Annotated in this window: 16 protein-coding genes and 1 pseudogene; 9 read left to right on the forward strand and 8 right to left on the reverse strand. The window is 43.3% G+C overall.

Annotated features, from left to right (window positions below; all coding sequences use genetic code 11):
• Nucleotides 1-108, forward strand: a pseudogene (locus tag H8S63_RS20345) (DDE transposase); the annotation flags it as partial.
• A 30-nt stretch (nucleotides 109-138) separates the two neighbouring features.
• On the opposite strand, the gene uvrA reads toward H8S63_RS20345, so the two are convergent.
• A complete protein-coding gene (gene uvrA / locus H8S63_RS11755; RefSeq protein WP_186926883.1) occupies nucleotides 139-2,910 on the reverse strand; it encodes an excinuclease ABC subunit UvrA in 2,772 nt (923 codons plus the stop codon).
• A 16-nt stretch (nucleotides 2,911-2,926) separates the two neighbouring features.
• Between uvrA and H8S63_RS11760 the strand changes: the two genes are divergently transcribed.
• Nucleotides 2,927-4,513, forward strand: a complete 1,587-nt coding sequence (locus H8S63_RS11760) for a family 10 glycosylhydrolase (protein ID WP_186926884.1) — start codon at nucleotides 2,927-2,929, stop codon at nucleotides 4,511-4,513.
• Here the strand turns inward: H8S63_RS11760 and H8S63_RS11765 are convergent.
• The 4 genes from H8S63_RS11765 to purL form a co-directional block, all read right to left on the reverse strand.
• Nucleotides 4,510-5,058 carry a chromate transporter gene (locus H8S63_RS11765; protein ID WP_186926885.1) on the reverse strand — a complete coding sequence of 183 codons (549 nt, stop codon included), beginning with the start codon at nucleotides 5,056-5,058 and terminating at the stop codon, nucleotides 4,510-4,512. The two genes, H8S63_RS11760 and H8S63_RS11765, sit on opposite strands and share 4 nt — an antisense overlap.
• A gap of 67 nt (nucleotides 5,059-5,125) precedes the next feature.
• Entirely contained in the window at nucleotides 5,126-5,668 is a 543-nt protein-coding gene (locus H8S63_RS11770; protein WP_186926886.1) for a chromate transporter, read from the reverse strand.
• Nucleotides 5,665-9,699 carry a two-component regulator propeller domain-containing protein gene (locus tag H8S63_RS11775; RefSeq protein WP_186926887.1) on the reverse strand — a complete coding sequence of 1,345 codons (4,035 nt, stop codon included), beginning with the start codon at nucleotides 9,697-9,699 and terminating at the stop codon, nucleotides 5,665-5,667. Before H8S63_RS11775 ends, H8S63_RS11770 begins: the two co-directional genes overlap by 4 nt.
• A gap of 282 nt (nucleotides 9,700-9,981) precedes the next feature.
• A complete protein-coding gene (gene purL / locus H8S63_RS11780) occupies nucleotides 9,982-13,686 on the reverse strand; it encodes a phosphoribosylformylglycinamidine synthase (protein ID WP_186926888.1) in 3,705 nt (1,234 codons plus the stop codon).
• Between the two features lie 255 nt (nucleotides 13,687-13,941).
• Between purL and H8S63_RS11785 the strand changes: the two genes are divergently transcribed.
• From H8S63_RS11785 to H8S63_RS11815, 7 genes are all read left to right on the forward strand, one after another.
• Nucleotides 13,942-14,595, forward strand: a complete 654-nt coding sequence (locus H8S63_RS11785) for a LysE family translocator (RefSeq protein ID WP_007758618.1) — start codon at nucleotides 13,942-13,944, stop codon at nucleotides 14,593-14,595.
• A gap of 10 nt (nucleotides 14,596-14,605) precedes the next feature.
• Nucleotides 14,606-15,151: a DUF4924 family protein gene (locus tag H8S63_RS11790; RefSeq protein ID WP_055278960.1), complete on the forward strand. Its 546-nt coding sequence runs from the start codon at nucleotides 14,606-14,608 to the stop codon at nucleotides 15,149-15,151.
• On the forward strand, nucleotides 15,152-16,012 hold the full coding sequence (rfbD, locus tag H8S63_RS11795) for a dTDP-4-dehydrorhamnose reductase (RefSeq protein WP_007758066.1): 861 nt from the start codon (nucleotides 15,152-15,154) through the stop codon (nucleotides 16,010-16,012).
• Between the two features lie 2 nt (nucleotides 16,013-16,014).
• Complete coding sequence (locus H8S63_RS11800; RefSeq protein WP_007758067.1) at nucleotides 16,015-17,589, forward strand: peptide chain release factor 3; 1,575 nt, start codon at nucleotides 16,015-16,017, stop codon at nucleotides 17,587-17,589.
• A 205-nt stretch (nucleotides 17,590-17,794) separates the two neighbouring features.
• Nucleotides 17,795-18,055, forward strand: a complete 261-nt coding sequence (locus H8S63_RS11805) for an OadG family protein (protein WP_007758068.1) — start codon at nucleotides 17,795-17,797, stop codon at nucleotides 18,053-18,055.
• Nucleotides 18,056-18,084: 29 nt separating this feature from the next.
• Nucleotides 18,085-19,917: a biotin/lipoyl-containing protein gene (locus tag H8S63_RS11810; RefSeq protein WP_186926889.1), complete on the forward strand. Its 1,833-nt coding sequence runs from the start codon at nucleotides 18,085-18,087 to the stop codon at nucleotides 19,915-19,917.
• Nucleotides 19,917-21,152, forward strand: coding sequence for a sodium ion-translocating decarboxylase subunit beta (locus H8S63_RS11815; RefSeq protein WP_007758070.1), 1,236 nt, complete (start codon nucleotides 19,917-19,919; stop codon nucleotides 21,150-21,152). Before H8S63_RS11810 ends, H8S63_RS11815 begins: the two co-directional genes overlap by 1 nt.
• Before the next feature lie 102 nt (nucleotides 21,153-21,254).
• Here the strand turns inward: H8S63_RS11815 and H8S63_RS11820 are convergent, their stop codons facing one another.
• From H8S63_RS11820 to H8S63_RS11830, 3 genes are read right to left on the reverse strand one after another with little or no spacing between them, the layout of a single operon-like run.
• Nucleotides 21,255-22,526, reverse strand: a complete 1,272-nt coding sequence (locus H8S63_RS11820) for a TolC family protein (RefSeq protein ID WP_186926890.1) — start codon at nucleotides 22,524-22,526, stop codon at nucleotides 21,255-21,257.
• Nucleotides 22,527-22,571: 45 nt separating this feature from the next.
• A complete protein-coding gene (locus tag H8S63_RS11825; RefSeq protein ID WP_186926891.1) occupies nucleotides 22,572-25,604 on the reverse strand; it encodes an efflux RND transporter permease subunit in 3,033 nt (1,010 codons plus the stop codon).
• Nucleotides 25,601-26,656, reverse strand: a complete 1,056-nt coding sequence (locus tag H8S63_RS11830; RefSeq protein ID WP_186926892.1) for an efflux RND transporter periplasmic adaptor subunit — start codon at nucleotides 26,654-26,656, stop codon at nucleotides 25,601-25,603. The genes H8S63_RS11825 and H8S63_RS11830 overlap by 4 nt, the downstream gene beginning before the upstream one ends.
• Nucleotides 26,657-26,727 lie beyond the last annotated feature (71 nt).

Raw genomic sequence — 26,727 nt, forward strand, 5'->3', positions numbered from 1 at the left:
GAATCTTTCAATGCTAAAATTAAACTATTCAGAGCAAACCTAAGAGGCGTAGCTGACAAGAGGTTCTTCCTTTTCCGCATCGCTAAACTATATGCGTATCCCCACTAAATTTCTACTGAGCCGAGGAGACCGGATTCGTTAACTGAGCTTTTCTTTCAAGAACTGTCCCGTATAGCTGGCTCCACAAGCGGCTACCTCTTCGGGAGTCCCTACTGCTACGATATTTCCTCCCTTATCACCGCCCTCAGGGCCGAGATCAATTACATAATCAGCACATTTGATGACATCCATGTTGTGTTCGATGATTACAATACTATGTCCGCGACGAATCAGTGCGTCAAAGGCGTCCAATAGTTTCCGGATATCATGGAAATGTAGGCCTGTAGTCGGTTCGTCAAAGATAAACAGGGTAGGGTCCGCTTTTTCCTGGCTTAGATAGAAAGCCAGTTTCACGCGTTGGTTCTCACCGCCGGAAAGAGTGGATGAGGACTGTCCCAATTTGATATATCCCAATCCGACATCCTGTAGTGGAAGCAACTTCTTTACTATTTTCTTCTGTCCGTGTTCGTTGAAAAACTCAATAGCTTGGTTCACGGTCATCTCCAATACATCATAGATACTTTTATCATGGAACTTCACTTCCAGCGTGTCGGACTTGAAACGTTTTCCGTGACAGGATTCGCATTCCAACACTAAGTCTGCCATAAATTGCATTTCCACAGTGATGGTTCCATCCCCCTTGCACTCTTCGCAACGGCCCCCCTCACTATTGAAACTGAAGAATCCGGCTGTGTAGCCCATTTGTTTGGCTAGCGGCTGCTCGGCCCAGAGCTTGCGGATTTCATCGTAGGCCTTGATATAAGTCACGGGGTTGGAACGGGAGGATTTGCCGATCGGATTCTGATCTACAAACTCTACATTCCGCAGGTCGCGCAAACTGCCCCCGATAGATGAAAACTCTCCCGGACGGTCACTGCATTCATCTAATTCACGTTTCAGTGCCCGATAGAAAATATCCCGGACGAGCGTACTCTTACCGGAACCGGAAACTCCGGTGACTACCGTCATCACATTGAGCGGGAAACGTACGTTTACACCTTTCAGGTTATTCTCGCGTGCTCCTTTCAACTCGATGTAGTTATTCCACGGACGGCGGTGTGCGGGGACTGGGATTTCTTCTTCTCCCAAGAGGTAGCGTACCGTGTGGCTGTTGCTTCTTTTCTTTAGGTCTTTCATATCCCCTTGATAAACGACTTCGCCCCCCAAACGCCCGGCATTAGGACCGATGTCGATAATGTAGTCTGCGGTACGGATGATTTCTTCATCATGTTCGACGACCACTACCGTATTGCCTAACTGTTGTAGCTGGCGCAGTACATAAATCAAACGGTCGGTGTCACGACTGTGTAATCCTATACTTGGCTCGTCGAGGATATAAAGGCTGCCTACCAGACTGCTGCCCAATGAAGTTGCCAGGTTGATGCGCTGGCTTTCTCCTCCCGATAAAGAGTTGCTGAGACGATTCAAGGTAAGATATCCCAACCCTACGTCAATAAGAAAACGGATGCGGCTGTTGATTTCGACAAGGATTCGTCGTGCCACATTGCTGTCGTGCTCGCTAAGTTTTAAGTTATCAAAGAATTGCTTGAGTTCAGTGATGGGCAAATCCACCAATTCGGAAATGTTCTTTCCGCCTACCCGTACATAACCGGCTTCGGGCTTCAGGCGTGTGCCGTGACATTGCGGACAGAGCGTCTTGCCGCGATAACGTGCAAGCATTACCCGATATTGTATTTTGTACTGGTTTTCTTCCAGCATTTTGAAGAAATCATTAATGCCATGAAAGTATTGGTTACCTTCCCAGAGTATCCGGCGTTGCTCGTCCGTCAACTCATAATAAGGTGTGAAAATCGGAAAATCAAACTTATCTGCATTATGAATCAGTTCTTCTTTCCATTCGCCCATTTTCTCACCGCGCCAGCATACGATAGCTCCCTCATAAACTGATAAAGAGCGATCAGGCACGACCAAATGCTCGTCAATGCCGATGACTTTTCCGAATCCTTCGCAGGTGGGGCAAGCGCCGATAGGAGAGTTGAATGAGAACATTTGGTCGTTCGGCTCTTCAAAAGTGATGCCGTCTGCTTCGAATTTAGTACTGAAAGTATGTAGTTTCGTAGTTCCGTCTGCCGGATAAAAACGTAGCAGACAAGTTCCGTCGCCTTCGTACATCGCTGTTTCGGCAGAGTCTGTCAGTCGGCTGATGGAGTCTTTGCTATTGCCTACTGTCATGCGGTCTACCAGCAGATAAACTTCGTCACCTGCCACAGGGGTATATTCATCTATACGTTTCATCTCACCGTTCACTTCGATACGGTTGAATCCCTGTTTCAGGTCTATTTCCAATTGTTGTTGCAAGGTGCGGTCCTCACGCAGACGGATGGGTGTCAATACGGTGTATCTCGTCCCTTCCGGATACGTAAGCATACAGTTGACGATATCTTCTGTCGAATGTTTCTTCACCTCTTGTCCGCTAATGGGACTGAATGTCTTTCCTACGCGTGAATAGAGCAAGCGAAGATATTCGTAAATCTCGGTCGAAGTACCTACCGTAGAGCGTGGGTTGCGGCTGTTCACTTTCTGTTCGATGGCAATGGCGGGTGGGATGCCTTTGATAAAGTCGCATTCCGGTTTGCTCATTCGTCCCAAGAACTGACGGGCATAGCTGCTCAGGCTTTCCACATAGCGGCGTTGCCCCTCTGCATAGAGAGTGTCAAAAGCGAGGGAAGATTTACCGGAACCCGATAATCCGGTGATTACAACAAGTTTGTTGCGGGGTATATCTACATCGATGTTTTTAAGGTTGTTGACTCGTGCACCTTTGATCGAAATATAGTTGTTTTCTGACATAAAATACTCCTTTTTTATGGTAGTCGGCAAAGTTAGCGAATTTATCGGGAGTTTGTATTATCTTTGCGTCACATTATTACGATTTAAGAATATTATGAAGCTGAAAAACTATCTTTTACTTTTCGCTCTTCTTCTGGTGGTAGGAGTGAGGGCACAAGTGCCATCCGGCAATAAATATCCCAAACGTGAATTTCGTGGAGCGTGGATACAAGCTGTCAACGGGCAGTTCAAAGGTATCCCTACCGGGAAGCTGAAACAAACGTTGATTGATCAATTGAATTCTCTTCAAGGGGCAGGTATCAATGCCATTATTTTCCAGGTGCGTCCCGAAGCGGATGCGTTGTATGCTTCGCAGCATGAACCGTGGAGCCGTTTCCTGACAGGGACGCAGGGGCAGATACCTTCTCCTATGTGGGACCCGATGCAATTTATGATTGAAGAGTGCCGGAAACGGAATATGGAGTTTCATGCCTGGATCAATCCTTACCGGGTGAAGACTTCGCTGAAAAATCAGTTGGCGCCGGAACATATTTATCATCAACATCCGGAATGGTTTGTTACGTATGGCGATCAGCTGTATTTCGATCCGGCACTTCCTGAAAGTCGGGACTATATTTGTAAAATCGTGACCGATATCGTGTCCCGTTATGATGTGGATGCTATCCACATGGACGATTATTTCTATCCTTATCCCGTGAAAGGAATGGACTTTCCGGATGATGCGAGCTTTGCCCGTTATGGCGGTGGTTTTACGAATAAGGCTGATTGGCGTCGTAGTAATGTCAATGTGCTGATTAAAAAGCTTCATGAGACAATCCGTGCCGTAAAGCCGTGGGTGAAGTTCGGTATCAGTCCTTTCGGCATTTACCGTAATCAGAAGAGTGATCCGTTGGGCAGTGATACCAATGGTTTGCAGAATTATGATGACCTGTATGCCGATGTGTTGCTTTGGGCGCGTGAAGGATGGATTGATTATAATATCCCACAGATTTATTGGGAAATAGGACATAAGGCTGCCGACTATGAGACTTTAGTGAAATGGTGGGCTACGCATTCGGAGAACCGTCCGTTATTTATCGGTCAGTCGGTATCGAATACGATCCAACATGCTGATCCAAAGAATCCTTCCATCAATCAGCTCCCGCGAAAAATGGCCTTACAACGTGCTTATCAGACGATTGGCGGCAGTTGTCAATGGTATGCTTCAGCCGTTGTTGAAAATCAAGGCCGATACCGTGATGCTTTAGTGAGTGAGTATCATAAATATCCTACCTTGATTCCTGTCTTCGATTTTATGGACAATAAGGCTCCGGGCAAAGTACGCAAAATGAAGAAGGTATGGACAGAAGACGGCTATGTTCTTTTCTGGACTGCCCCGAAAGCGGAAACGGAAATGGATAAAGCGGTGCGGTATGTGGTTTACCGCTTTAGCGGAAAAGAGAAGGTGAACCTTGACGATCCTTCTCATATTGTAGCCATCACCAGTAATCCTTTCTACAGACTTCCATACGAGACGGGAAAAACAAAACATCGCTATGTGGTAACGGCTTTGGACCGTCTTCATAATGAATCGAAGTCCGTAAGTAAAAAGGTAAAGCTTTAATAGAGCAGCAATCCTGCAATACCGCAAGCGATAATCATCAGAATCGGATTGGCCTTATATTTTCTCGTTCCGATAAAAGCAATCAGGAAGATGATGATACTGATAACAAATGTATAGGTATCTTTTGTAGGTGAGCCAAAGTTCTCTACATTCATTAATACCAATGCGGCAGAGGCCAGCAGTCCTACGACTGCTGGCCGTAGTCCGTTGAAGATTGATTCCACTACTGGATGTTTCTGATATTTCAGAAAAAATTTGCTGATAGTCAGCATTAAGATAAAGGAGGGAAGGACTACGGCGAAGGTTGCAATGATAGCCCCCCAGATACTGCCTGTAGAAGTGAATCCCACATAAGTAGCGGCGTTAATTCCGATAGGTCCCGGTGTCATTTGGCTGATCGCGACAATATCTGTGAATTCTTGCGAACTTACCCATCCATAACGGGTAACGACTTCCCCTTGAATCATGGAAAGCATTGCATATCCTCCTCCGAAACCGAAGAGTCCGATCTTGAAAAACGTATAAAACAACTGAATATATATCATCTCTTTTTATTTAGAACAAATAATAAATAGTACATAGTACTGGTCTCTCACTCTCAACTCTCAACTTTCAACTCTCAACTTCTTTAACCTTTCCCCAAAGGAAGCCTCCTACACCTGCAGCTATGATAATCCAGATGGGAGAGAAGCCCAATAGCCAGATAAGTAGCGCCGATACAACCGGAATCCACAGATTGTAACGATTGATTTTTGCAGACCGCCCCATAGTAAACGTAGGTGCGGCGATAAGCGCCACTACTGCCGGACGGATTCCTTTGAATATCCGTTCCACTATCGGATTATCTTTGAAATTGTGGAAAAACAGGGCGATGGCCAATATGATAATGAAAGATGGCAGAATCGTTCCCAGTGCCGTAACAATACTTCCCCGTATACCGCGCAATTTGTATCCTATAAAGATGGATATGTTGACTGCCAAAATGCCGGGAGCGGATTGAGAGATGGCCAGCAGGTCGATGAAGTCGTCCTGTGCAATCCATTTCCGTTTGGTTACGATTTCATTTTCAATCAATGGCACCATCGCGTATCCTCCTCCGATGGTGAAGGCGCCTATTTTAAAAAAGATTCCAAATGATTCGAGATATATGTTCATTCTTCGTTTTCTCCTCCTTCCTTGTTGTCTTCTTTTTTCTCCTTAAAGTATTGGCTGGGACTCACGTTATAGTGTTTCTTGAATACTTCACGGAAATACTTGACATCATTGAATCCTGTCATTTCGGATATTTCAGTTATATTATGTACATTTTCTTTTAATAACTTTATGGCATGTTTCAGGCGAATCAGCCGGATGTAGTCACCCGGTGACTGGTCGGTAAGCGCTTTCAGCTTGTTATAAAAACTAGTACGGCTCATGCCCATCAGGCTGGCGAGTACATCTACTGTGAGCGCAGAGTTGTCAATGTTGTCTTTTATATTCTTTCTGACATCTGCTATGAACTGCCAGTCGATGTCCTGGGAGTAGTTGATGTATTCTTCATCATCATCATCATTCTCTTCATCCTCCGAATCCAGGCTGGCATATTTGTTGCGTAGAAGTGCGCGATTAGCCAACAAGTTGGAGATGGTTGCTTTCAATATACCGATATTGAATGGCTTTAACACATATTCATCTGCCCCGATCCGCAGTCCGGAAAGAATGTCTTTCTCATTATTCAGTGCGGTCAATAAGATAACGGGGATATGCGAGGTTTCGATATTGCTTTTGATAGCCTGACATAGTTCGTCACCTCGCATTTCCGGCATCATAATGTCCGAGATAACCAGATCCGGCTTATATTCGGGAATGACGGTCAATGCTTCTTTTCCGTTGGAACATACTTGAATGAGGTAGTCTTCGGATAATGTTTGTGACAGATAATTGCGTAATTCATCATTATCTTCCACAATCAGAATACGTTGGTTCTTTTCTTTCTTTTCTTTCTTCTCTTTCTTTTGTGTATTCTCGTAAATTTCAGGTGCCGGGAGTGGAATGTCGTTGCTGCTTTTTGTTTCCGGACGCTGTTTGTTTGGCGTTGTCAAGTGTGCTTTGCGGTAACGTTTACTGTCTTTCGGGAAAGTTATCTTGATGATTGATCCCTGATTTTCGATACTTGACAAATTTATCTTTCCTTTATGCAGCCGGACTAATTTCCAGACTAGCATAAGTCCGATACCACTGCCCGTCACTTTTGAGTTGATCGTGTTACTGCCACGGAAATGCAGTTTGAACAGTTTCTTTTGCTCATTGGCAGGAATTCCGATTCCCGTATCGCTGACTTCCACGCTCCACGAATCCGCAGCTTCTGAAACAAAGATTTGTACACTGCCATTTTCCGGTGTATACTTCAATGCGTTCGAAATGACGTTTTTGAGGATGGATTCCATCTTTTCCTTGTCGAACCACACATTCATGTATCTGAAATTACTCTCGTAGGTGAAATTAATATGTTTAATATTGGCATATTGCTGGAATGCTCCATATATTTCGTTCATAAACGTATTTAGCTCATGTTCCGAAATGTACAGCTCGGAAGAATATACATCTGCCCTTTCGAAATTGATAAGATTAGTCGTAAGGCGCAATAGCGCATTCACATTACGCAGAGCTGTATTCATATTAGAAATTCCCTCTTTGCTCAGTTCTTCTTTTTCACGGAGTTCTTCCAAAGGTGCTTTGATCAGTGTCAATGGAGTACGGATATCATGTGCTGTATTGATAAAGAAATGGATCTTTTCAGCAGAGACCTTACGTTGTTTTCTTAAAATTATAATACGCAATAAGACGGAAGCTATGAGAAATAGGATACCTGCATAAAACAACATTGCCCAGAATGTTAACCAAAACGGCTGGTCAATAATAATATCGATGCTTCTTTCTTCAATAACGACGCGTTTGTCTTCATTGGAAATTGCACGTACTCTTAGGGTATATTCTCCGGGTGCGAGATTGGTATAGCGTATCGTACTTTCGGCTCCGGGTTTGCTCCATTCTTCATAGAAACCGTCTAACTTCCAGGAATATAGAATATTAGAAGGGTAGTCGTAGTTGATGGAAGAAACTTGTACAGAGAAAATGTTCTGATTATATCCTAGTTCCAATGTTTTGATATCATTGATACTTTCTTTTAGCGGAGAGTGCTTGTCTCTCGGATAAACAGTCTGATAAAAGAGTTTGAAATCACTGAAAATCATTTTGGAAGAGTAATCTCTAGGCAATTTCATATCTTTATGAAATTCGACAGCCCCTTCCGAACTACCAAAAACAAAGTGGTTGTTCTTACGTAAAACACCAGACAGCGCATTGAAATGCGTAGTCATTAACCCCATATCTTTAGTCCAGTTATAAAACTTCTTCTGTTGCGGATAAAAACTTGTTAGTCCGTTTTCCGTACCCATCAGTAATTCTTTGTCCGCATCTGATAATATGGTATAGATATTATTGGATATCAGGGCACAATTCTCCGAGTAGTAATGAGTGAATAACTTTTGGGCAAAGTCGTAGATTAACAATCCCGAACCACTGGTTCCGATATATAACGAACCGTTCTTGGCTTGATATAAAGAATAGATATAGGTAGATTCCACCGGAAGTTTGATATGCTCGAATTTTCCGGATTCTTTATCCAGAAGGTATAGTCCTGTTGCACTACCTATCCACATACTATTGGCATCTTTCTCAGTAATGGCGGTAATGGAGTTCAGTCCTTGATAAAGTCGTACATTCTGCGTTTTCAGGTTGATACGTTTTAAGTTGTAGAATCCACCTGACCAGATATATCCTTGTGAGTCCATACGGATATCGCGAATATATTTGTCCGGTCGCATGACCCCTTCGCTATATAGCGGTGGCATGAAATAGCTGATTTGTAGAGACTTCTTGTCTATTTGGTATACTCCGGAGGAATATCCTCCTGCCCAGATTGTGCCGGGAGATACTTCGCAGAGGGTAAGGAAGATGTGACTCTTGTTTGCCTGCGGTTTTTCAAAAGAACTGAGGACCGAACTCCATTGGCCGGTCTTTGAATTAAAGAAGCTGATACCATTGTTTGTTGCGAACCATAAATCTCCATCTCTGTCCTCAATGACTGCATTTACTTGGTCGTTGATTAAAGATTGTTTGTTGCCTATAGAATGCTTAATCCATTTGTAGCTGGGGTAACGGTTATTCCGTATTGTAATCCCAATAGGGTAGTTTGCCAGCCAGATACGTTCTTCATCGTCTACATAAATGTCATTGATACTGTTGCCGTTCATGCCATTATTACTGTTGTAGTCTGTGATGATATAAGGCTCCAGTAAGTAGTTTTCAGTATTTATTTTATGAACTCCTCCTCCGTCTGTGGCTACTAGCAATTCTTTGTCATTCAGAGGCTTGAATTGCGTGATGCTGATATCTTTTAAATTGTGTTCCGGCTGTGTGACGGATTTGATACTCATGTCGTAAACGAAAATTCCCCGTTGGAAAGTTCCGATAAATAGTTTCCCGATTTTTCTATCAAAATAGAGATCGATGACTTGAACTTTTTGATTTTCCAATTTGTCACAGTCGATAAGTTCCAAAGTGTTGTTTTCCAGTTTGGCATAGTGAACGCCCCTTTCCGTGCCAATAAAGAAATGAGATTTATCTATTTGTTCGATATCTGTGATTTCTTCTTTTATTTTATTCTTTATGTGACCGATCTGGCCGGTAGCTGTGCTGTAGAGGAAGATTGTTTCTTCATTGCATAGCCAGATTTGTTTGTTTTCGTCAAGCCATGCAAAGCTGATAGGAGCAGGCAAATCGCGAAAGTTTTCTATCGGCAGCTTATAGACGAGTTCGAAGGTGTCGTGAAGCTCATCGTATCGGAATATCTTTCCTTTTTTTCCGATTTCCCATAAGACTCCTTCTTGGTCGATGTATAGCCAGTTGAGATTTAACAGAGAATTCACTTCTATGTCGCCATCCATCAGTTTATATTGTTTGAACTCTTTTCCGTTATAACGGTCGATTCCTTCGTGAGTGAGGAACCACATATAACCGATTTTGTCTTTTTGAATGCAGTAAACTCGCCGATTGCTTAACCCATCTTCCACTCCAAGATATTGATACGTCTGAGCGACACAGGTTAGAGGAAACAATAATAATAGAAAAATCCATTTTTTCATGTGAATAGGACTTTTAAGGGTTATTGAATCTTATTTTAGAGGAGGAAAAGTTTGACAAAATTAGGAAGAATTTTCGATATAACAAAATTTTGTATAAAGATAACGTGGATCTCAAATATCTGGCGGATCAGTTATTCTATCGCTGTTTGTATATGTTGCTTATTTCAGGGAATTAAGTTGCAGAAAACAGGAATTAAGTTAGAGCGGGAAGCAGAAAGAGAAAAAAGAGAGTGTATCAGAACTGACACACTCTCTTTGTGGCATAAAATTTTAAAGGACTGTTTATTTCATTTTTGTCTCAATCCACTTGTGGGCATTGACAAATGCTTCTATCCACGGAGTTACCTGATCGCTGTTTTTGCGATCGGCCGGATAACAACCGTTTTGCCACGGGAAGATAGAACGTTCCAAGTGAGGCATGATAGCCAGGTGACGGCCGTCTGCACTAGCCAATGCTGCGACAGAATAGTCGGAACCGTTCGGGTTAGCCGGATATTCATCATAGCTGTACTTCGCTACTACATTATATTTATCCTCATCGTATGGCAAAGAGAACTTTCCTTCACCATGGGCCACCCAAATACCTAGTTTGCTACCACTTAGAGAACCGAACATTACACTGCGGTTTGTCGGTATGGTAAGGCCGAGGAAGCGTGACTCAAATTTATGTGAATCGTTGTGCAACATCTTGCCTTTTTTCTCCAGTTCAGGATTGATAAGGTTGAGCTCCATCATCAACTGACAACCGTTACAAACGCCCAATGATAAGGTGTCTTCACGTGCATAATATTTATCCAATGCTTCTTTTGCTTTAGGATTGAATAAGAATGCACCCGCCCATCCTTTGGCAGAACCAAGCACATCAGAGTTGGAGAAACCACCACAGTAAACAATCATGTTTACATCTTCCAGTGTTTCACGTCCACTGATAAGGTCGGTCATTGTAACGTCTTTCACATCGAAGCCTGCCAAGTAGAGTGAATAAGCCATTTCACGTTCGCCATTTGTACCCTTTTCACGGATGATGGCGGCACGGATACCGCTTGGAGTACGACGGTCCGGAGTAATGCCATATTGAGAAAGCTTACCTTTGAATTCCGGCATAAATGCGAATTCTACAGGTTGCATCTTGTAGTTCTCGAAACGTTTCTTGGCGCAACCGTTCATGGACTGTTTGCGGTCGAGCAGGTAAGAGGAAGAATACCAGACATCACGCATATAATCGATGCCGAACTGGTAGGTGGCATCGTTCTTGGATACCAGAATGTGACGTTCGTCAGTCGGTTTACCCAATTTCACGAAACCTATACCTGCATCTTCCAGAATCTTCTTCACTTCATTCTTATGCTTGTCGCTGATCTGGATAACGATACCCGGATTTTCTGCAAACAGAATCTTAACGATATCCTGTTCCTTCATATTGTCAAGGCTGATTTCCATACCGCCTTCTACGTTAGAGAAACACATTTCGAGCAATGTGGTAATCAAACCACCGGCAGATATATCGTGTCCTGCAAGAATCAGTCCTTTGTTGACAAGTTCCTGTACGGCAAGGAATGCATCGCGGAAATATTCAGCGTCCTGTACGCAAGGTACATCATCGCCTACTTTACCCAGAGATTGGGCGAAAGCCGAACCACCCAGTTTCAGTTCATCGAAGCTGAAGTCGATATGATAAAGTGTAGTCTTTTCATTGTTAACCAATACTGGAGATACAACTTTCTTTACGTCGGAAACTTCGCCGCCTGCAGAAACAATCACTGTTCCCGGAGAAATAACTTTCTCACCGTTAGGATACTTCTGTGTCATAGACAGAGAGTCTTTTCCGGTAGGAACATTGATCTGTAGCGCACAGCAGAAATCGCTTAATGCTTTAACAGCTGTGTAAAGACGGGCATCCTCACCTTCTTGAGAGCGGCAAGGCCACATCCAGTTGGCAGACAGAGAAATGCTGTCCATACCTTCTGCCATTGGAGCCCAAACCAGATTGGTCAGCGCTTCGGATACGGAAAGGATAGAGCCGGCAGCCGGATCGGCTAATGCTGCTTGCGGAGCATGTCCGATAGAGGTAGCGATACCTTTTTCGCCACGGTAGTCGAGTGCTACGACACCACAGTCGCTCAATGGCAACTGGAGTTCACCCTGACATTGCTGACGAGCTACTTTGCCTGTTACCGAACGGTCTACCTTATTCGTCAACCAGTCTTTGCAAGCTACAGCCTCAAGCTGCAATACATTCGTCAGATATTCATGAAGTTTAGGCAATTCATATTTCGGCATTTCGTAATGACGTTCCACTGTTTTGTCTATCATGTATGTCTTGGGAGAAGAGCCGAACATTTGTTCTACGGCAAGGTCGAACGGACGCACGCCGTCAGCTTGTTGGAAAGCGAAACGATGATCACCGGTTGTTTCACCGACTACGTACATCGGAGCACGTTCACGTTCGGCAATCTTACGTACGTGTTCGATTGCTTCTTCTTTTATCAGCAGACCCATACGTTCCTGACTTTCATTAGCAATGATTTCTTTGGCTGATAATGTCTTGTCGCCGATAGGCAATTTGCTCATGTCGATCAATCCACCGCATTCTTCTACCAATTCGGACAGGCAGTTGACGTGTCCGGCCGAACCGTGGTCGTGGATAGAAACTACCGGATTCACGTCTTCTTCGCAAAGAGCGCGTACTACGTTATTGGCACGTTTTTGCATTTCGGCGTTGGCACGTTGTACTGCATTCAATTCGATACCGCTGCTGTAACGGCCTGTATCGACTGAAGAAACAGAACCGCCACCCAGTCCGATACGATAGTTATCACCACCGATGACCACAACTTTATTTCCTGCTTCGGGAGCTCCCTTCAAGCAGTCGCGTTGCGTACCGTAGCCTACACCACCGGCAAGCATGATTACTTTGTCGTAACCATAAACTTCCTTATTCTCTGTGTGCTCGAAAGTCAGCACCGAACCGCAGATTAACGGTTGACCGAACTTGTTGCCAAAGTCGGAAGCACCATTGGAAGCCTTGATCAGAATCTGTTCGGGAGTCTGGTATAGCCATTTGCGTACCGGAAGGATTTCTTCCCATTCGCGTCCCTCTTCCGTGCGTGGGTAAGAAGTCATGTAGACAGCAGTACCTGCAATCGGCCAAGAGCCTTTACCACCACCCATACGGTCGCGGATTTCACCTCCTGTACCGGTAGATGCGCCATTGAACGGTTCTACGGTTGTCGGGAAATTATGTGTTTCCGCTTTCAGTGAGATAACGCTTTTGATATCCTTTATTTGGAAATAATCAGGTTTGGAGTGATCTGCCGGAGCAAACTGTTCCACAACCGGACCTTCAGCGAAGGCTACATTATCTTTATAAGCGGAGATGATTTTGTTCGGATTTTCCTGTGTGGTTTTTTTAATCATCTGGAACAGGGAAGATTCCTGTTCTACACCGTCGATGATGAACGTTCCACCGAAAATTTTGTGGCGGCAGTGCTCGGAGTTGATTTGTGCAAAACCGAAAACTTCAGAGTCGGTTAACTTACGGCCGAGATCGTTTTCTACTTTCTTCAGGTAGTCCATTTCTTCTTTAGAAAGTGCCAGACCTTCTTTTTCGTTATACACTTCGAGATCTTCGATGTAAATGATCGGCTCCGGCTGACGGTTGGTTGTGAATACGTTCTGGTCGAGTCCTTTGTACATACGTTGGAGCATCGGGTCATGATCGGCATTTTCGTCCTTAACAGGGAAGTATTCCTCGATGCGGCTGATGCCTTCAAGCCCCATGTTTTGGGTGATTTCTACAGCGTTTGTACTCCAAGGAGTGATCATTTCGCGGCGCGGGCCAACGAAACAGCCTTTCAGGTTTTCTTCACTTTCCATCACGGCTTCGCCAAAAAGCCAGCAGAGTTTATTACTTTCGTCAGGGGTGAGCTGATGGTTGCTCTCTACGGCAATCACGCTCTTGGAAGGGGTTCTGAAAAAAAGAATCATGTCTTATATATATGATTTTATGATTTGCCATTTTATAATTGAAGTCTCTGTAGAAGAAACTCTTCTCTTTTGCGCCACAAAGATAATTAATTTCATCGGTGGTAGGAAAAAAAAGAAGAATAAATTCCAATCGTATATTTAATATGTATATTTCCGATATGCAGTTTTACTTGTTGTTAGTATATTCTTGATTCTTGTGTGGAAAAAACGTTAATATCCTATCTCCATATCATAAAAAAGTGCGATATTTGCGACATGATTCAGATAGAGACAATATTCGATATAATAGTTAAAGGCTTTATTATTGGCGTTGTTGTGTCCGCACCTCTCGGTCCGGTGGGCGTGCTGTGTATTCAAAGGACCTTGAATAAGGGACGCTGGTATGGCTTTGTAACAGGGCTGGGAGCTTCCTTGAGTGATATAGCATACGCTTTGCTTACCGGTTATGGCATGAGTTTTGTATTTGATTATATCAATAAGAATATTTTCTATTTGCAGCTGTTGGGGAGTATTATGCTACTCCTTTTTGGTATATATACCTTTCGGAGTAATCCGGTACAATCCATTCGTCCGGCTTCGTCGAATAAAGGTTCCTATTTTCATAATTTCATTACCGCTTTTTTTGTAACACTTTCCAACCCATTAATTATATTCCTGTTTATCGGACTTTTTGCCCGTTTTGCATTTGTGCAGCCGGGTGTATTGGTGTTTGAAGAAATTACGGGATATTTTGCCATAGCTATGGGGGCTTTGACGTGGTGGCTCGGAATCACTTATTTTGTGAATAAGGTACGTACAAAATTCAATTTGCGCGGTATCTGGATACTAAACCGGGTTATTGGCAGTATTGTGATGCTGGTGTCTGTAGCCGGACTGGTTTATACATTGCTGGGAGAGTCACTTTATTAAGAAATAGCTTATGAATCAGATAGCACAACAACTGAAAGAAAAGAATATTGCCGAATACCTTATATATATGTGGCAGGAGGAAGATCTGGTCCGCGCCAATCATTGTGAACCGGAGGAAATCGAAGCGAATGTGATTGCCCGCTATCCGGAAGACCAACGGCCTGCCATGAGAGAGTGGTATGGAAATCTGATAACGATGATGGGTGAAGAAGGTGTTCGTGAAAAAGGACATCTGCAGATTAATAAAAATGTAATTATCAATTTGACTGAATTGCATAATGCATTGACTTCTTCTCCTAAATTTCCTTTTTATAGTGCCGCATATTTTAAGGCATTACCATTTATCGTAGAATTGCGAAATAAGAACGGTAAGAAAGAAGAGCCCGAATTGGAAACTTGCTTTGAGGCATTGTATGGTGTGTTTTTGCTTCGTCTTCAGAAAAAAACGATTAGCGAAGGCACTGCAAAAGCAGTGGAAGCTATTACTAGTTTCTTGTCTATGTTGGCGAACTATTATGATAAAGACCGCAAAGGTGAATTAAAATTGGACGAATAAATGAGAATTTTAGTAACGGGTGCCAACGGTCAGCTTGGCAATGAGATGCAGGTACTTGCGAAAGAGAACCCGCAACATTTGTATTATTTTACGGATGTTCAGGAACTTGATATATGTGATAAAGAAGCCGTTTGGTCATATATTTCTGAAAAACAGATTGATGTGATTGTAAATTGTGCAGCTTATACGGCAGTAGACAAGGCGGAAGATAACCGGGAATTGGCTCATAAACTTAATAGTGTAGCTCCGGGCATTCTGGCACGTGCCGCGCAAGCCAATAATGCTGCTATGATTCAAGTGTCTACGGACTATGTCTTTGATGGGACTGCTCATACTCCTTATGCGGAAGAATGCAAGCCTTGTCCGGACTCAATTTACGGTTCTACCAAGCTGGAAGGTGAACAGGAAGTGATGGACCATTGTGAGAAAGCGGTAGTTATCCGTACCGCATGGCTTTATTCCATTTATGGAAATAATTTCGTGAAAACGATGATTCGTCTCGGAAAGGAACGGGATGGTTTGGGAGTTGTTTTTGACCAGATAGGAACTCCTACTTATGCCAATGATCTGGCGCGGGCTATTTACACAATTATCAATAAGGGGATAGTTCGTGGTATTTATCATTTCAGCAATGAAGGCGTATGTTCCTGGTATGACTTTACGGTAGCTATTCATCGTTTGGCGGGAATAACTTCTTGTAAAGTGAAACCTTTGCACACTGCGGAATATCCGGCAAAGGCAAACCGTCCCGCTTATTCCGTATTGGACAAGACAAAGATAAAAACAACGTTTGGCATCGAGATTCCTCATTGGGAAGAGAGTCTTGAACGATGCATTGGTAAAATGAAGAATGATGAATAAATATGGCAGATAATACAGAAATTTTGAGACGGCGAACGTTCGCCATTATTGCGCATCCGGATGCGGGTAAGACATCTTTGACGGAGAAATTATTGCTTTTTGGAGGACAGATTCAGGTAGCGGGTGCGGTAAAGAGTAATAAGATTAAGAAAACGGCTACGTCCGACTGGATGGAGATTGAGAAGCAACGTGGTATTTCGGTGACGACTTCCGTGATGGAGTTTGATTATCGGGACTACAAGATTAATATCCTCGATACTCCCGGACACCAGGATTTTGCCGAAGATACATACCGTACGTTGACTGCAGTGGATAGTGTGATTATTGTAGTGGACGGTGCAAAAGGTGTGGAAACACAGACGCGCAAGTTGATGGAAGTTTGCCGTATGCGAAAGACTCCGGTAATTATTTTTGTTAATAAGATGGACCGTGAGGGAAAAGACCCGTTCGATTTGCTGGATGAATTGGAAGAGGAGTTGATGATTCAGGTTCGTCCCTTGTCATGGCCGATTGAACAGGGACCTCGTTTTAAGGGGGTATATAATATTTATGAACAGAAACTGGATTTGTATCAGCCGTCTAAACAGATGGTGACGGAAAAGGTTGCCGTTGATATTCATACGGAAGAGTTGGATAAGCAGATTGGCAAAACGCTGGCGGATAAGCTGCGTGGTGATCTGGAACTGATTGAAGGGGTTTATCCGGAGTTTGATGTTGAATCTTATTTAGCGGGTGACTGTGCACCGGTATTCTTTGGATCGGCTTTGAATAACTTCGGTGTTCAGGAGTTGCTGAACTGTTTCGTGGAAATAGCTCCGAGTCCTCGTCCTGTGCAGGCTGAAGAAAGAGAAGTGAAACCGGAAGAACCTAAATTCACCGGATTTATCTTTAAGATTACCGCTAATATCGACCCGAATCACCGTTCTTGTGTTGCATTTTGTAAGATCTGTTCCGGAAAATTTGTACGAAATGCTCCTTATCAGCATGTACGTCATGGAAAAACAATGCGTTTTTCATCGCCTACCCAGTTTATGGCACAGCGTAAGACAACGATTGACGAGGCATACGCCGGAGATATTATCGGTTTGCCGGATAATGGTACTTTCAAGATTGGCGATACGCTGACGGAAGGTGAAATGCTTCATTTCCGCGGCTTGCCGAGTTTCTCGCCGGAAATGTTCAAGTATATTGAGAATGCCGATCCGATGAAGCAGAAGCAACTGGCTAAAGGAATTGATCAGTTGATGGACGAAGGTGTGGCTCAGTTGTTTGTCAATCAATTCAACGGTCGTAAAATTATCGGTACGGTGGGGCAGTTGCAGTTTGAGGTTATCCAATATCGTCTGTTGAATGAGTACAACGCGTCTTGCCGATGGGAGCCGGTGAGTCTTTATAAGGCTTGTTGGGTAGAAAGTGATGACCCGGCAGAATTGGAAGCTTTCAAGAAACGCAAATATCAGTATATGGCAAAGGATAGGGAAGGACGTGATGTATTCCTGGCAGATTCCGGTTATGTACTTCAGATGGCTCAAATGGATTTCAAACATATTAAATTCCATTTTACAAGCGAATTTTAAAGTATATTCTATACTTTGGAAATTTTGGAGAGTGTGAAAGAACGTTCCTTTGAGCTTTCTTTCACATTTGTTTTATATGTCTGCGAGCAAGAAACTTTATGGTTTTATACTTTATTATCCCTCCCTTAATTAATTTTATAATAAATATTTGGTATTTTCGAACGCTTTTTGAATAAACGACTGAAATAACTAATAATTTAATTATATGGAAAATATTGAAACAGCGATCCTGCTGATGGTAGTCGGAATGGCTACAGTATTTGTTATTCTGCTGATTGTGATTTATTTAGGCAAATTTTTAATTACTCTGGTCAACAAATATGCTCCTGAAGAAGTGCTTCCTGCGAAGAAGGAAACACAGAAAGGTCCTGCACCTATTCCGGGAAATATTCTGGCCGCTATCAGTGCTGCTGTGAATGTGGTGACATTAGGTAAGGGAAAAGTCACTAAAGTGGAAAAATTATAAATCTATAAAAAGTTATATCATTGAAAGACATGAAAAGAGAAGTAAAGTTTAGTTTGGTTTTCCGAGATATGTGGCAATCTGCCGGAAAATATGTACCTCGTGTAGATCAACTCGTAAAGGTAGCTCCTGCTATTGTTGATATGGGCTGTTTTGCCCGCGTAGAAACCAATGGCGGAGGTTTTGAACAGGTGAATTTATTGTTTGGTGAGAATCCGAATAAGGCTGTACGGGAATGGACTAAGCCGTTCCACGAAGCCGGTATTCAAACTCATATGCTCGACCGTGCGCTGAACGGACTCCGTATGAGTCCTGTTCCGGCAGATGTCCGCAAACTGTTCTATAAAGTAAAGAAAGCACAAGGCACAGATATTACCCGTACATTCTGCGGATTGAATGATGTCCGCAATATTGCCCCTTCCATTACGTATGCAAAGGAAGCTGGGATGATTTCGCAATGTTCGCTTTGTATCACTCATTCGCCTATTCATACTGTGGAGTACTACACCAATATGGCGTTGGAGCTTATCAAACTGGGAGCCGATGAAATCTGCATCAAAGATATGGCAGGTATTGGACGCCCTGTTTCTTTGGGTAAAATTGTAGCGAATATCAAGGCTGCTCATCCCGATATTCCTGTGCAATATCACAGTCATGCCGGTCCCGGATTTAATATGGCAAGTATTCTTGAAGTATGCGAGGCAGGATGTGATTATATCGACGTAGGTATGGAACCATTGTCATGGGGTACAGGTCATGCTGATTTGCTGAGTGTACAGGCTATGTTGAAAGACGCCGGATATCAGGTTCCTGAAATCAATATGGAAGCTTATATGAAGGTGCGTGCATTAATTCAGGAATTTATGGACGATTTTCTCGGATTGTACATCAGCCCGAAAAACCGTCTGATGAACTCTTTATTGATTGCTCCCGGATTGCCGGGCGGTATGATGGGGAGTTTGATGGCTGACCTTGAATCCAATCTTGAATCTATCAATAAATACAAGGCAAAACGTAATTTGCCGTTTATGACACAGGATCAGCTTCTTATTAAGTTGTTTGATGAAGTGGCTTACGTATGGCCTCGTGTCGGTTATCCTCCGTTGGTTACACCATTCAGTCAATATGTGAAGAATCTGGCCATGATGAACGTGATGGCGATGGAGAAAGGCAAAGAGCGCTGGGGAATGATTGCCGACGATATTTGGGATATGATTTTGGGTAAAGCCGGACGTTTGCCGGGTAAACTCGCTCCTGAAATTATTGAAAAGGCGGAGCGTGAAGGCCGTAAATTCTTTGAAGGGAATCCGCAGGATAACTATCCGGACAGTCTCGACAAATACCGTAAGTTGATGAAGGAGAATAAATGGGACGTAGGCCAGGATGACGAAGAGCTCTTCGAATATGCCATGCATCCGGCTCAGTATGAGGCTTACAAGAGTGGAAAAGCAAAAGAAGACTTCTTGGAAGATGTTGCTAAGCGTCGTGCAGAAAAAGATAAATCTCCGGAGGAAGATGCAAAACCGAAGACACTGACTGTGCAAGTTGACGGACAGGCCTATCGTGTGACAGTGGCTTATGGTGATACCGAACTTCCTGTTGCATCAGCCGCTACCGCTGCTCCGGCTGGAGAGGGCAAGGAAGTGCTTTCACCGCTAGAAGGCAAATTTTTCTTGGTGAAGAACGCGCAGGAGACTGCTTTGCAAGTAGGCGACACGGTGAAAGAAGGTGATGTCATTTGTTATGTGGAAGCCATGAAGACTTACAATGCCATTCGTGCAGAGTTTGGCGGTACGGTTACTGCCATTTGTGTTACTCCGGGAGATGCTGTTTCAGAAGATGATGTATTAATGAAGATAGGATAATGAACGAGATATTTGAGAATTTATACGAGATGACTGCGTTCAGCAATATCATTGCCGAACCGCAGTTCCTGATAATGTATGCCATCGCGTTTGTTCTGCTCTATCTCGGTATCAAGAAACAGTACGAACCGTTGCTGCTTGTTCCCATTGCTTTCGGGGTGTTGCTTGCCAACTTTCCCGGTGGAGATATGGGAGTTATTCAGGCAGATGAGAATGGTATGGTGATGGTAAACGGAGTGTTGAAAAATATCTGGGAAATGCCGTTGCATGACATTGCCCACGAATTGGGATTAATGAACTTCATTTACTATATGTTGATAAAAACCGGTTTCCTGCCTCCAATCATCTTTATGGGTGTCGGTGCGTTGACAGATTTCGGACCGATGTTACGTAATTTACGTCTTTCCATATTTGGTGCTGCTGCGCAACTTGGTATCTTTACCGTGTTGCTGGTGGCTATTTTGATGGGATTTACTCCGAAAGAAGCAGCTTCTTTGGGTATCATTGGTGGTGCGGACGGTCCGACAGCCATTTTTACAACCATTAAGTTGGCTCCGCATTTGCTGGGACCGATTGCTATTGCCGCTTATTCGTATATGGCGTTAGTTCCGGTGATTATTCCGCTGGTAGTGAAACTGCTTTGTTCAAAGAAAGAGTTAAGTATCAACATGAAAGAACAAGAAAAGAAGTATCCGTCAAAAACAGAAATCAAAAATTTGCGTGTATTGAAGATTATCTTCCCGATTGTAGTGACTACTGTTGTCGCTCTTTTCGTACCTAGCGCAGTACCTTTGATTGGTATGTTGATGTTCGGTAATCTGGTGAAAGAGATCGGAACAAATACTTTCCGTTTGTTTGATGCAGCTTCTAACAGCATTATGAATGCTGCTACTATTTTCTTAGGATTGTCCGTTGGTGCTACTATGACGACAGAAGCTTTCTTGAACTGGACGACTATCGGTATCGTGATAGGCGGATTCTTGGCATTTGCCCTTTCTATTACAGGTGGTATTCTGTTTGTGAAATTGGTAAATCTCTTCTCCAAGAAGAAAATCAATCCGCTTATCGGTGCTACCGGATTAAGTGCTGTGCCTATGGCAAGCCGTGTTGCTAACGAGATTGCTTTGAAATATGACCCGAAAAATCATGTATTGCAGTATTGTATGGCAAGTAACATTTCCGGAGTAATTGGTTCTGCCGTAGCTGCCGGTGTTCTGATTTCTTTCCTTGCGTAATTACGTAATTAGGAACAACTGATTTCTGAAAAGAAGGGAGTGTCAACATTCTGCGTTTTGACACTCTCTTCTTTGTTAGATGAATTTAAAATTTGGTTTTTATTATTCACTGATAACTCTTCTGTATTCCGCTATTGCCATCTTTTCTGATAAGTATGCATTAATCAAGTTTGTATGTGCTTGTGTCCATGATAGCTGTGCGGATAATACGTCTACCATATTTGCTTTTCCCTCGTTGTAAGAGAAAGAAACCAGGTCGAGATTTTCATTAGCCAGATTCATCGTTTCTGTGGCTGTCTTCACCTGATATTCCGTTTCTGTCAACTTAGTAAGTGCGGCTGAAAGTTCTTCGTTAATATTATCCGTCACATAGCTTTGTTGTAACTTCTGTATTCCGATAAATGCTTTTTGTTGGCGGTTCGTCTTGAAACGGGCGCCCCATCTGAAAATTGGGATATTAAGATTAATGCCGACAATAGGATTGAATGAGACATCATATCCGAGATTGGGCGTACCAGTTGCCCATCCACCACTGAAATACATACTCAACTGAGGATTGAATTGACTTAATGCGGCTTTACGTTGCGCCTGACTTTTCATGATGTTCACTTCCGTACTTTCATAATCCGCACGTCGTTGCAATACATTTTCAAGAGAAAGGATTTGTATAGGAGCAGAAGTCTTGTCAATAGTATAAAGACTGTCTACGGGGGTGTTGGGATCTATTCCCATCAAAATATTCAATTTCTGCAATGCCAACGTGTAATTCTGACGGGCTTTGATATATTGAAGTTCAGCTTCTTTTAGCCGGGTGGAAATCATGAGTAGGTCTGTACGGCTAATCATTCCATCATTGAAACGATCTAGAATAATATCATATTGCTGTTTTACGATATGTTGATATTTATCGGCAGCTTGCAGCATTGCTTGTGAAGCAGACGCATTCCAATAGACTGCATCGCTCTGATAATGAATTTGGTCGATTGTCATTTCCTCATTGAGCAGGCCGAGTTTTTCATCCGCTTTGGTAATCTTGTGTTGAGCGTTGAGTGCTCCTCCTGTATAAAGAGGTTGCGAGACGACGAATACTCCTTGATAGGTGTGGTTACGGTATTCCCCTAATGGCTCGTTCCATGCTTTAAGATCACTCATATTGAGTGTACCGTCCGCATTGATATCGATTTTGGGCAGGAAACCGGTATGAGCAATCTTACGTGCCTCCGCACTTGCTATAGTTTTTAGTTTCTGTTGCTTGAGTATTTGGCTATAAGCTTCCACTTTATCCCGGTACGCTTCCCGGCTGAGAAAGGGGTGTTGTGCCTCGGCTGTAAGACTAAGGAGCAGCAGAGACAGAGTTATTAGTTGAGTTCTCATTTTATTCATTGTAATTTATTTCTTCTGTCTAAATAAGGGTTATATTTAGTTTTTGATTCTTTGGATAGAGCAATAGGCCACCGGAAGAACGAATAGCGTCAGAGCTGAAGCTACCAACAATCCTCCCATAATCGTAGCCGCCATACCTCCGAACATCGCATCAAATAGTAGCGGTAACATTCCCAAAATTGTTGTTCCGGAAGCCATCGCTACGGGTACGATACGGCTGGTTGTAGCACTGATTACAGCTTCTAAAGGCTTTTTACCCATAGCTGTTTCCAAGTCTATCTGTTCGACGAGTACAATCGCGTTTTTGATATTCATTCCAATCAATCCTAGTAAACCGAGAATGGAAAAGAAGTCGAACGATTTGCCAAGTACTAATAATCCCAATACGATACCAATGAAGATCAGTGGTAACATCAATAGAATTACGGTCGGTTTGCGATATGTCTTGAATAAGAACAGCAAGGTTACAAACATCAGGAAGAAAGTCAGCGGTAAATTTTTAGCCAACGCCTCATTTGATTCGACTTGACTTTCCTGTTCTCCGAAGTACTTCATTGTATATCCTTCCGGGACTTTAATTTCTTTCTGTACCTGAGACCACACCTGGTTGAAAGCGGCAATTGCATTTACTCCCCGACGTGGGTCGCATTGTGCCATCATTACCATCTGACGGTTGTAATCCTTTACATTCGAGAATCGGTATTGGAAATCAAAATCCGATACCACTTGTTCCAGACTGGTTGTTTCATTTCCGGTACCGAATACGGGTAGGGTACGCAAGTCATTGATACGAAATGAGTCCACTGTATTATCTTTCAATAATATAGGAAGCACTTGGTCTCCTTGCCTGTATTCCCCTAATGTCATTCCGGTGGTACCGATCTGAATGCTTTGAGCCATTCCTTGTCGGGAGACTCCTAGAGGTTGTGCCCGTTCCGGACTATACACCGGTTTCCATACGGGGATTTTATTTCCCCATGAGTTTCGGATATTAATTAAATCCGAGTTTTGATGCATAATCTCCAGTGCTTGATTGGTAAGTGCCACGAGTGTGTCTACATTCGGTCCTATAAAGCCTATCTCGATAGCTGCATCTACTGCGGGAGATAGTTTGAACAGGCTGGTACGGGTGATTGCATTCGGATAGTTGGCTTTCATATATCCGTCGAAATTCTCTTCATATTCTTTCGTATACTTGCTATCCGTCAATTCAACTAATATATTGGCAAAATTCGGTTTGGGGCCTACCGAAGTGGAAGCCAGGTAATACCTTAGCGGGGTGCTTCCAAAAGTGATTGATACCTTTTTTACTTCCGGTTGCTTCGCTAAATGGTCTTCTACCGATTTCATTTCTTTCACGACATCTTGGATGCTATACCCATCAGGATAGAATACGTCTGCTCGGAAATAGGGTTTGTCCAAAGAAGGGAAGAAGTTTTGTGGCATTGTTCCCATGATAACCAGCGAGATAATGAACAGTACCACCATCGAACCTAATGTTAACGCTTTTCTGCGAATCAGTGCACGTAGGATGGAAGCGAACTTGTGGTAGAACGGTTTATCGTATGGATCTTTTGCTCCATCGTTTACTTTTGCTTTCAGGATAAAATTACCGAATACTGTGGTCTGCGTGAGAGCAAGTACCCAACTCAATCCCAAAGATATGGCGAGCACCACGAAAAGCGGTTTTACTATCTCCGCCACAGAAGAAGGAGCGAGATAAAGCGGCAAGAATGAACAAATGGCAATGAATGTAGCTCCGAGTAATCCCCATTGAGGGCCGGTAGCGCCATCTATTAGGGCCTTTCTTCGATTTACCCCACGTGCAATAGCGATTTGTGCATTGTCTGTTACCACAATGGCGTTATCCACCAACATTCCCATAGCGATAATGAATCCGGCAAGGGAGGTACGATTCAGTCCTACACCGAAGAAAGACATGATGAGTAGCGTCCCACCGATGGAAAAAATAAGTGACGAGCCGATTAGTACACCGGCGCGTAAGCCCATTACCAGCATAATAATTACAATTACAATCAGAATAGATTCGATCAGGTTGATGATGAATCCGTTGTTGGCTTCGTTGGCTATTTCATTTTCCAGATATAGGCTCTGCAACTCCAGACCTACGGGCATGAGCGGCAACAATTCGTTAAGTTTGTTTTTTACATTTTCTCCTGTCTGCACAACATCTCGTTGCGGGTCGGTCGATACACCGATACCGATGGCACGTTTGCCGTTTACGTGCATGATGTTGGACGGCGGATCCATATATCCTTTTTCTATTACAGCGATGTCACCCAGTTTCACTTGTCCGGCTTTTGTTGTAATTACTTGGTTGCGGATGTCGTCAACAGTAGTATACATACCGTTGGCTGTTACCCGCAACTGCTGTTCGCCGGCTCGGATTTCTCCGGTATTGATAATCTGGTTTTGCGATTGCAGCAGACTTGCAAGTTGTTTCGGATCGATACCCATGCCAACTAATTTGTTGGTTGAGATATAGATATTCACTACCTCTGTCTGTACTCCGAATAGGGCAACTTTCATCACTCCATCTGCTGTGACTACCAGTGTCTTAATCCGTTCAGCCCAATTGCGCATCTCTTCGTAAGAATAACCTTCATCTGCCGTCAGTCCGTAATAAATGCCGAATACATCGCCAAAATCATCAGAAACGGTCGGGGTAGATGCGCCACTTGGCAACTGGGGTTGTATATTGAGCACCTTTCGTCGCAATTCATCCCATTTTTGGGGAATGGAATTGGCTGCTAATGAAGGTTGCAGTTCAAATGTAATTTTAGAGAGTCCGTACATAGATTCTGATTTAATCTTATATACGCCACTCATACTTTGAATCTCACGGGAGATAGGTTCGGTAATCAGTCGTTCTACTTCAGCCGGTTCGGCACCCGGATAACGGGTCATGATAACAGCCGACTTGATGACGAACGGAGCATCCTCTTTCTTTCCTAGCTTACCGAAGGAAGTGATTCCCCCGATTAGCAATACTGCAAGAAAGAAATAGATGATTTTTGTGTTGTCTAATGAATATTTAGCTAAGTTCATTTCTCGATTTCTTTTACGGTTTCTCCTTCTACTAACTGGTATACGCCTGCGATAATGATCTTTTCTCCGGGTTTCAGACCTTCTGAGATTAGTACTTGAGCTTCTCCGGTAGGTGCATTGACAGTCACTTCACGTTTGTGTACTTTGTTGCCTTCCACTACCCAGACATACATTTTCTTCCCTTCACTTTCGCCAAATATGGCGCTGAGCGGTACGATTGTCCAACTGTCCTGTACCAATGGACCGACATCGGTCGTGAAACGTATGCTACACGTAAAGCCCGGTTTCACAGCATAAAGATCTCGATCGAAAGACGGATCATCAATTGTTATGCTGACCGGGATTCCCGTGCCGTCTGTTGATATGTCAAGGTATTCTTCTAATTTTGCCTGAAAGATATGTCCTCTGAATGTGTCGAATTCTACTAGAAAACGAGGATCTTTAGTGCGAAGTAGATAGAGATAGACATCCGGTATGGTGAATTTGATACGCAGATTACGTGTGTTGACTAGTTGCACGATACCTTCTCCAGAGTTGACACGCTGATAGTTTTCTACCAGACGTTTTTCGATGGAGCCGTCGAAAGGAGCTGTCAGTTTTGTGTCGCGCATATTATTGACGGACAACTCATATTCGGATTTTGCTTTCTGATAGTTGGCAAGGCTGATTTCATATTCCTGCACAGAAATCGCTTGGCGGGAGAGAAGCCGTTTGTTACGTTCTACCTGTGCAGCTGCCGTTTCGTAAGCAGATTTGGTTGCGGCATATTGTAATGCAATATCTCTGGGATCAATGGCTGCGATCAGTTGTCCCTTCTTTACTTTTTCTCCCTCGATGACGGGCAATTGAATGATCTGTCCACTGACACGGAATGCCAGTTTTACATATTCTACCGCTTCTACAATTCCCGAAAAATCTTTTCTGATAATCGATCTAGACTCAACAATTGCAGTCTTTACGGGACGACTTGTTGTTGTCTTCGTCTCTTTTTTCTGTCCGCAGCTTGCCAGTAAAATTGCAGCTATCAGGACGAATCCATATTTCTTCTTCATATACCATACTGATGTTTAGAGTTTTTGCGTTGGTTCGTTTCTCTTTATTACAGAGAATAAACAACTTATGG

Source organism: Bacteroides sp. NSJ-39, assembly GCF_014287315.1.
GTDB lineage: Bacteria > Bacteroidota > Bacteroidia > Bacteroidales > Bacteroidaceae > Bacteroides > Bacteroides finegoldii.

Coding starts and splice junctions, on each gene's coding strand:
- H8S63_RS11825 (WP_186926891.1), bottom strand. CDS start 25,604: ATGAACTTAGCTAAATATTCATTAGACAACACAAAAATCATCTATTTC.
- purL (WP_186926888.1), bottom strand. CDS start 13,686: ATGATTCTTTTTTTCAGAACCCCTTCCAAGAGCGTGATTGCCGTAGAG.
- H8S63_RS11790 (WP_055278960.1), top strand. CDS start 14,606: ATGAATCAGATAGCACAACAACTGAAAGAAAAGAATATTGCCGAATAC.
- H8S63_RS11800 (WP_007758067.1), top strand. CDS start 16,015: ATGGCAGATAATACAGAAATTTTGAGACGGCGAACGTTCGCCATTATT.
- rfbD (WP_007758066.1), top strand. CDS start 15,152: ATGAGAATTTTAGTAACGGGTGCCAACGGTCAGCTTGGCAATGAGATG.
- H8S63_RS11830 (WP_186926892.1), bottom strand. CDS start 26,656: ATGAAGAAGAAATATGGATTCGTCCTGATAGCTGCAATTTTACTGGCA.
- H8S63_RS11760 (WP_186926884.1), top strand. CDS start 2,927: ATGGTAGTCGGCAAAGTTAGCGAATTTATCGGGAGTTTGTATTATCTT.
- uvrA (WP_186926883.1), bottom strand. CDS start 2,910: ATGTCAGAAAACAACTATATTTCGATCAAAGGTGCACGAGTCAACAAC.
- H8S63_RS11765 (WP_186926885.1), bottom strand. CDS start 5,058: ATGATATATATTCAGTTGTTTTATACGTTTTTCAAGATCGGACTCTTC.
- H8S63_RS11785 (WP_007758618.1), top strand. CDS start 13,942: ATGATTCAGATAGAGACAATATTCGATATAATAGTTAAAGGCTTTATT.
- H8S63_RS11820 (WP_186926890.1), bottom strand. CDS start 22,526: ATGAGAACTCAACTAATAACTCTGTCTCTGCTGCTCCTTAGTCTTACA.
- H8S63_RS11805 (WP_007758068.1), top strand. CDS start 17,795: ATGGAAAATATTGAAACAGCGATCCTGCTGATGGTAGTCGGAATGGCT.
- H8S63_RS11815 (WP_007758070.1), top strand. CDS start 19,917: ATGAACGAGATATTTGAGAATTTATACGAGATGACTGCGTTCAGCAAT.
- H8S63_RS11810 (WP_186926889.1), top strand. CDS start 18,085: ATGAAAAGAGAAGTAAAGTTTAGTTTGGTTTTCCGAGATATGTGGCAA.
- H8S63_RS11770 (WP_186926886.1), bottom strand. CDS start 5,668: ATGAACATATATCTCGAATCATTTGGAATCTTTTTTAAAATAGGCGCC.
- H8S63_RS11775 (WP_186926887.1), bottom strand. CDS start 9,699: ATGAAAAAATGGATTTTTCTATTATTATTGTTTCCTCTAACCTGTGTC.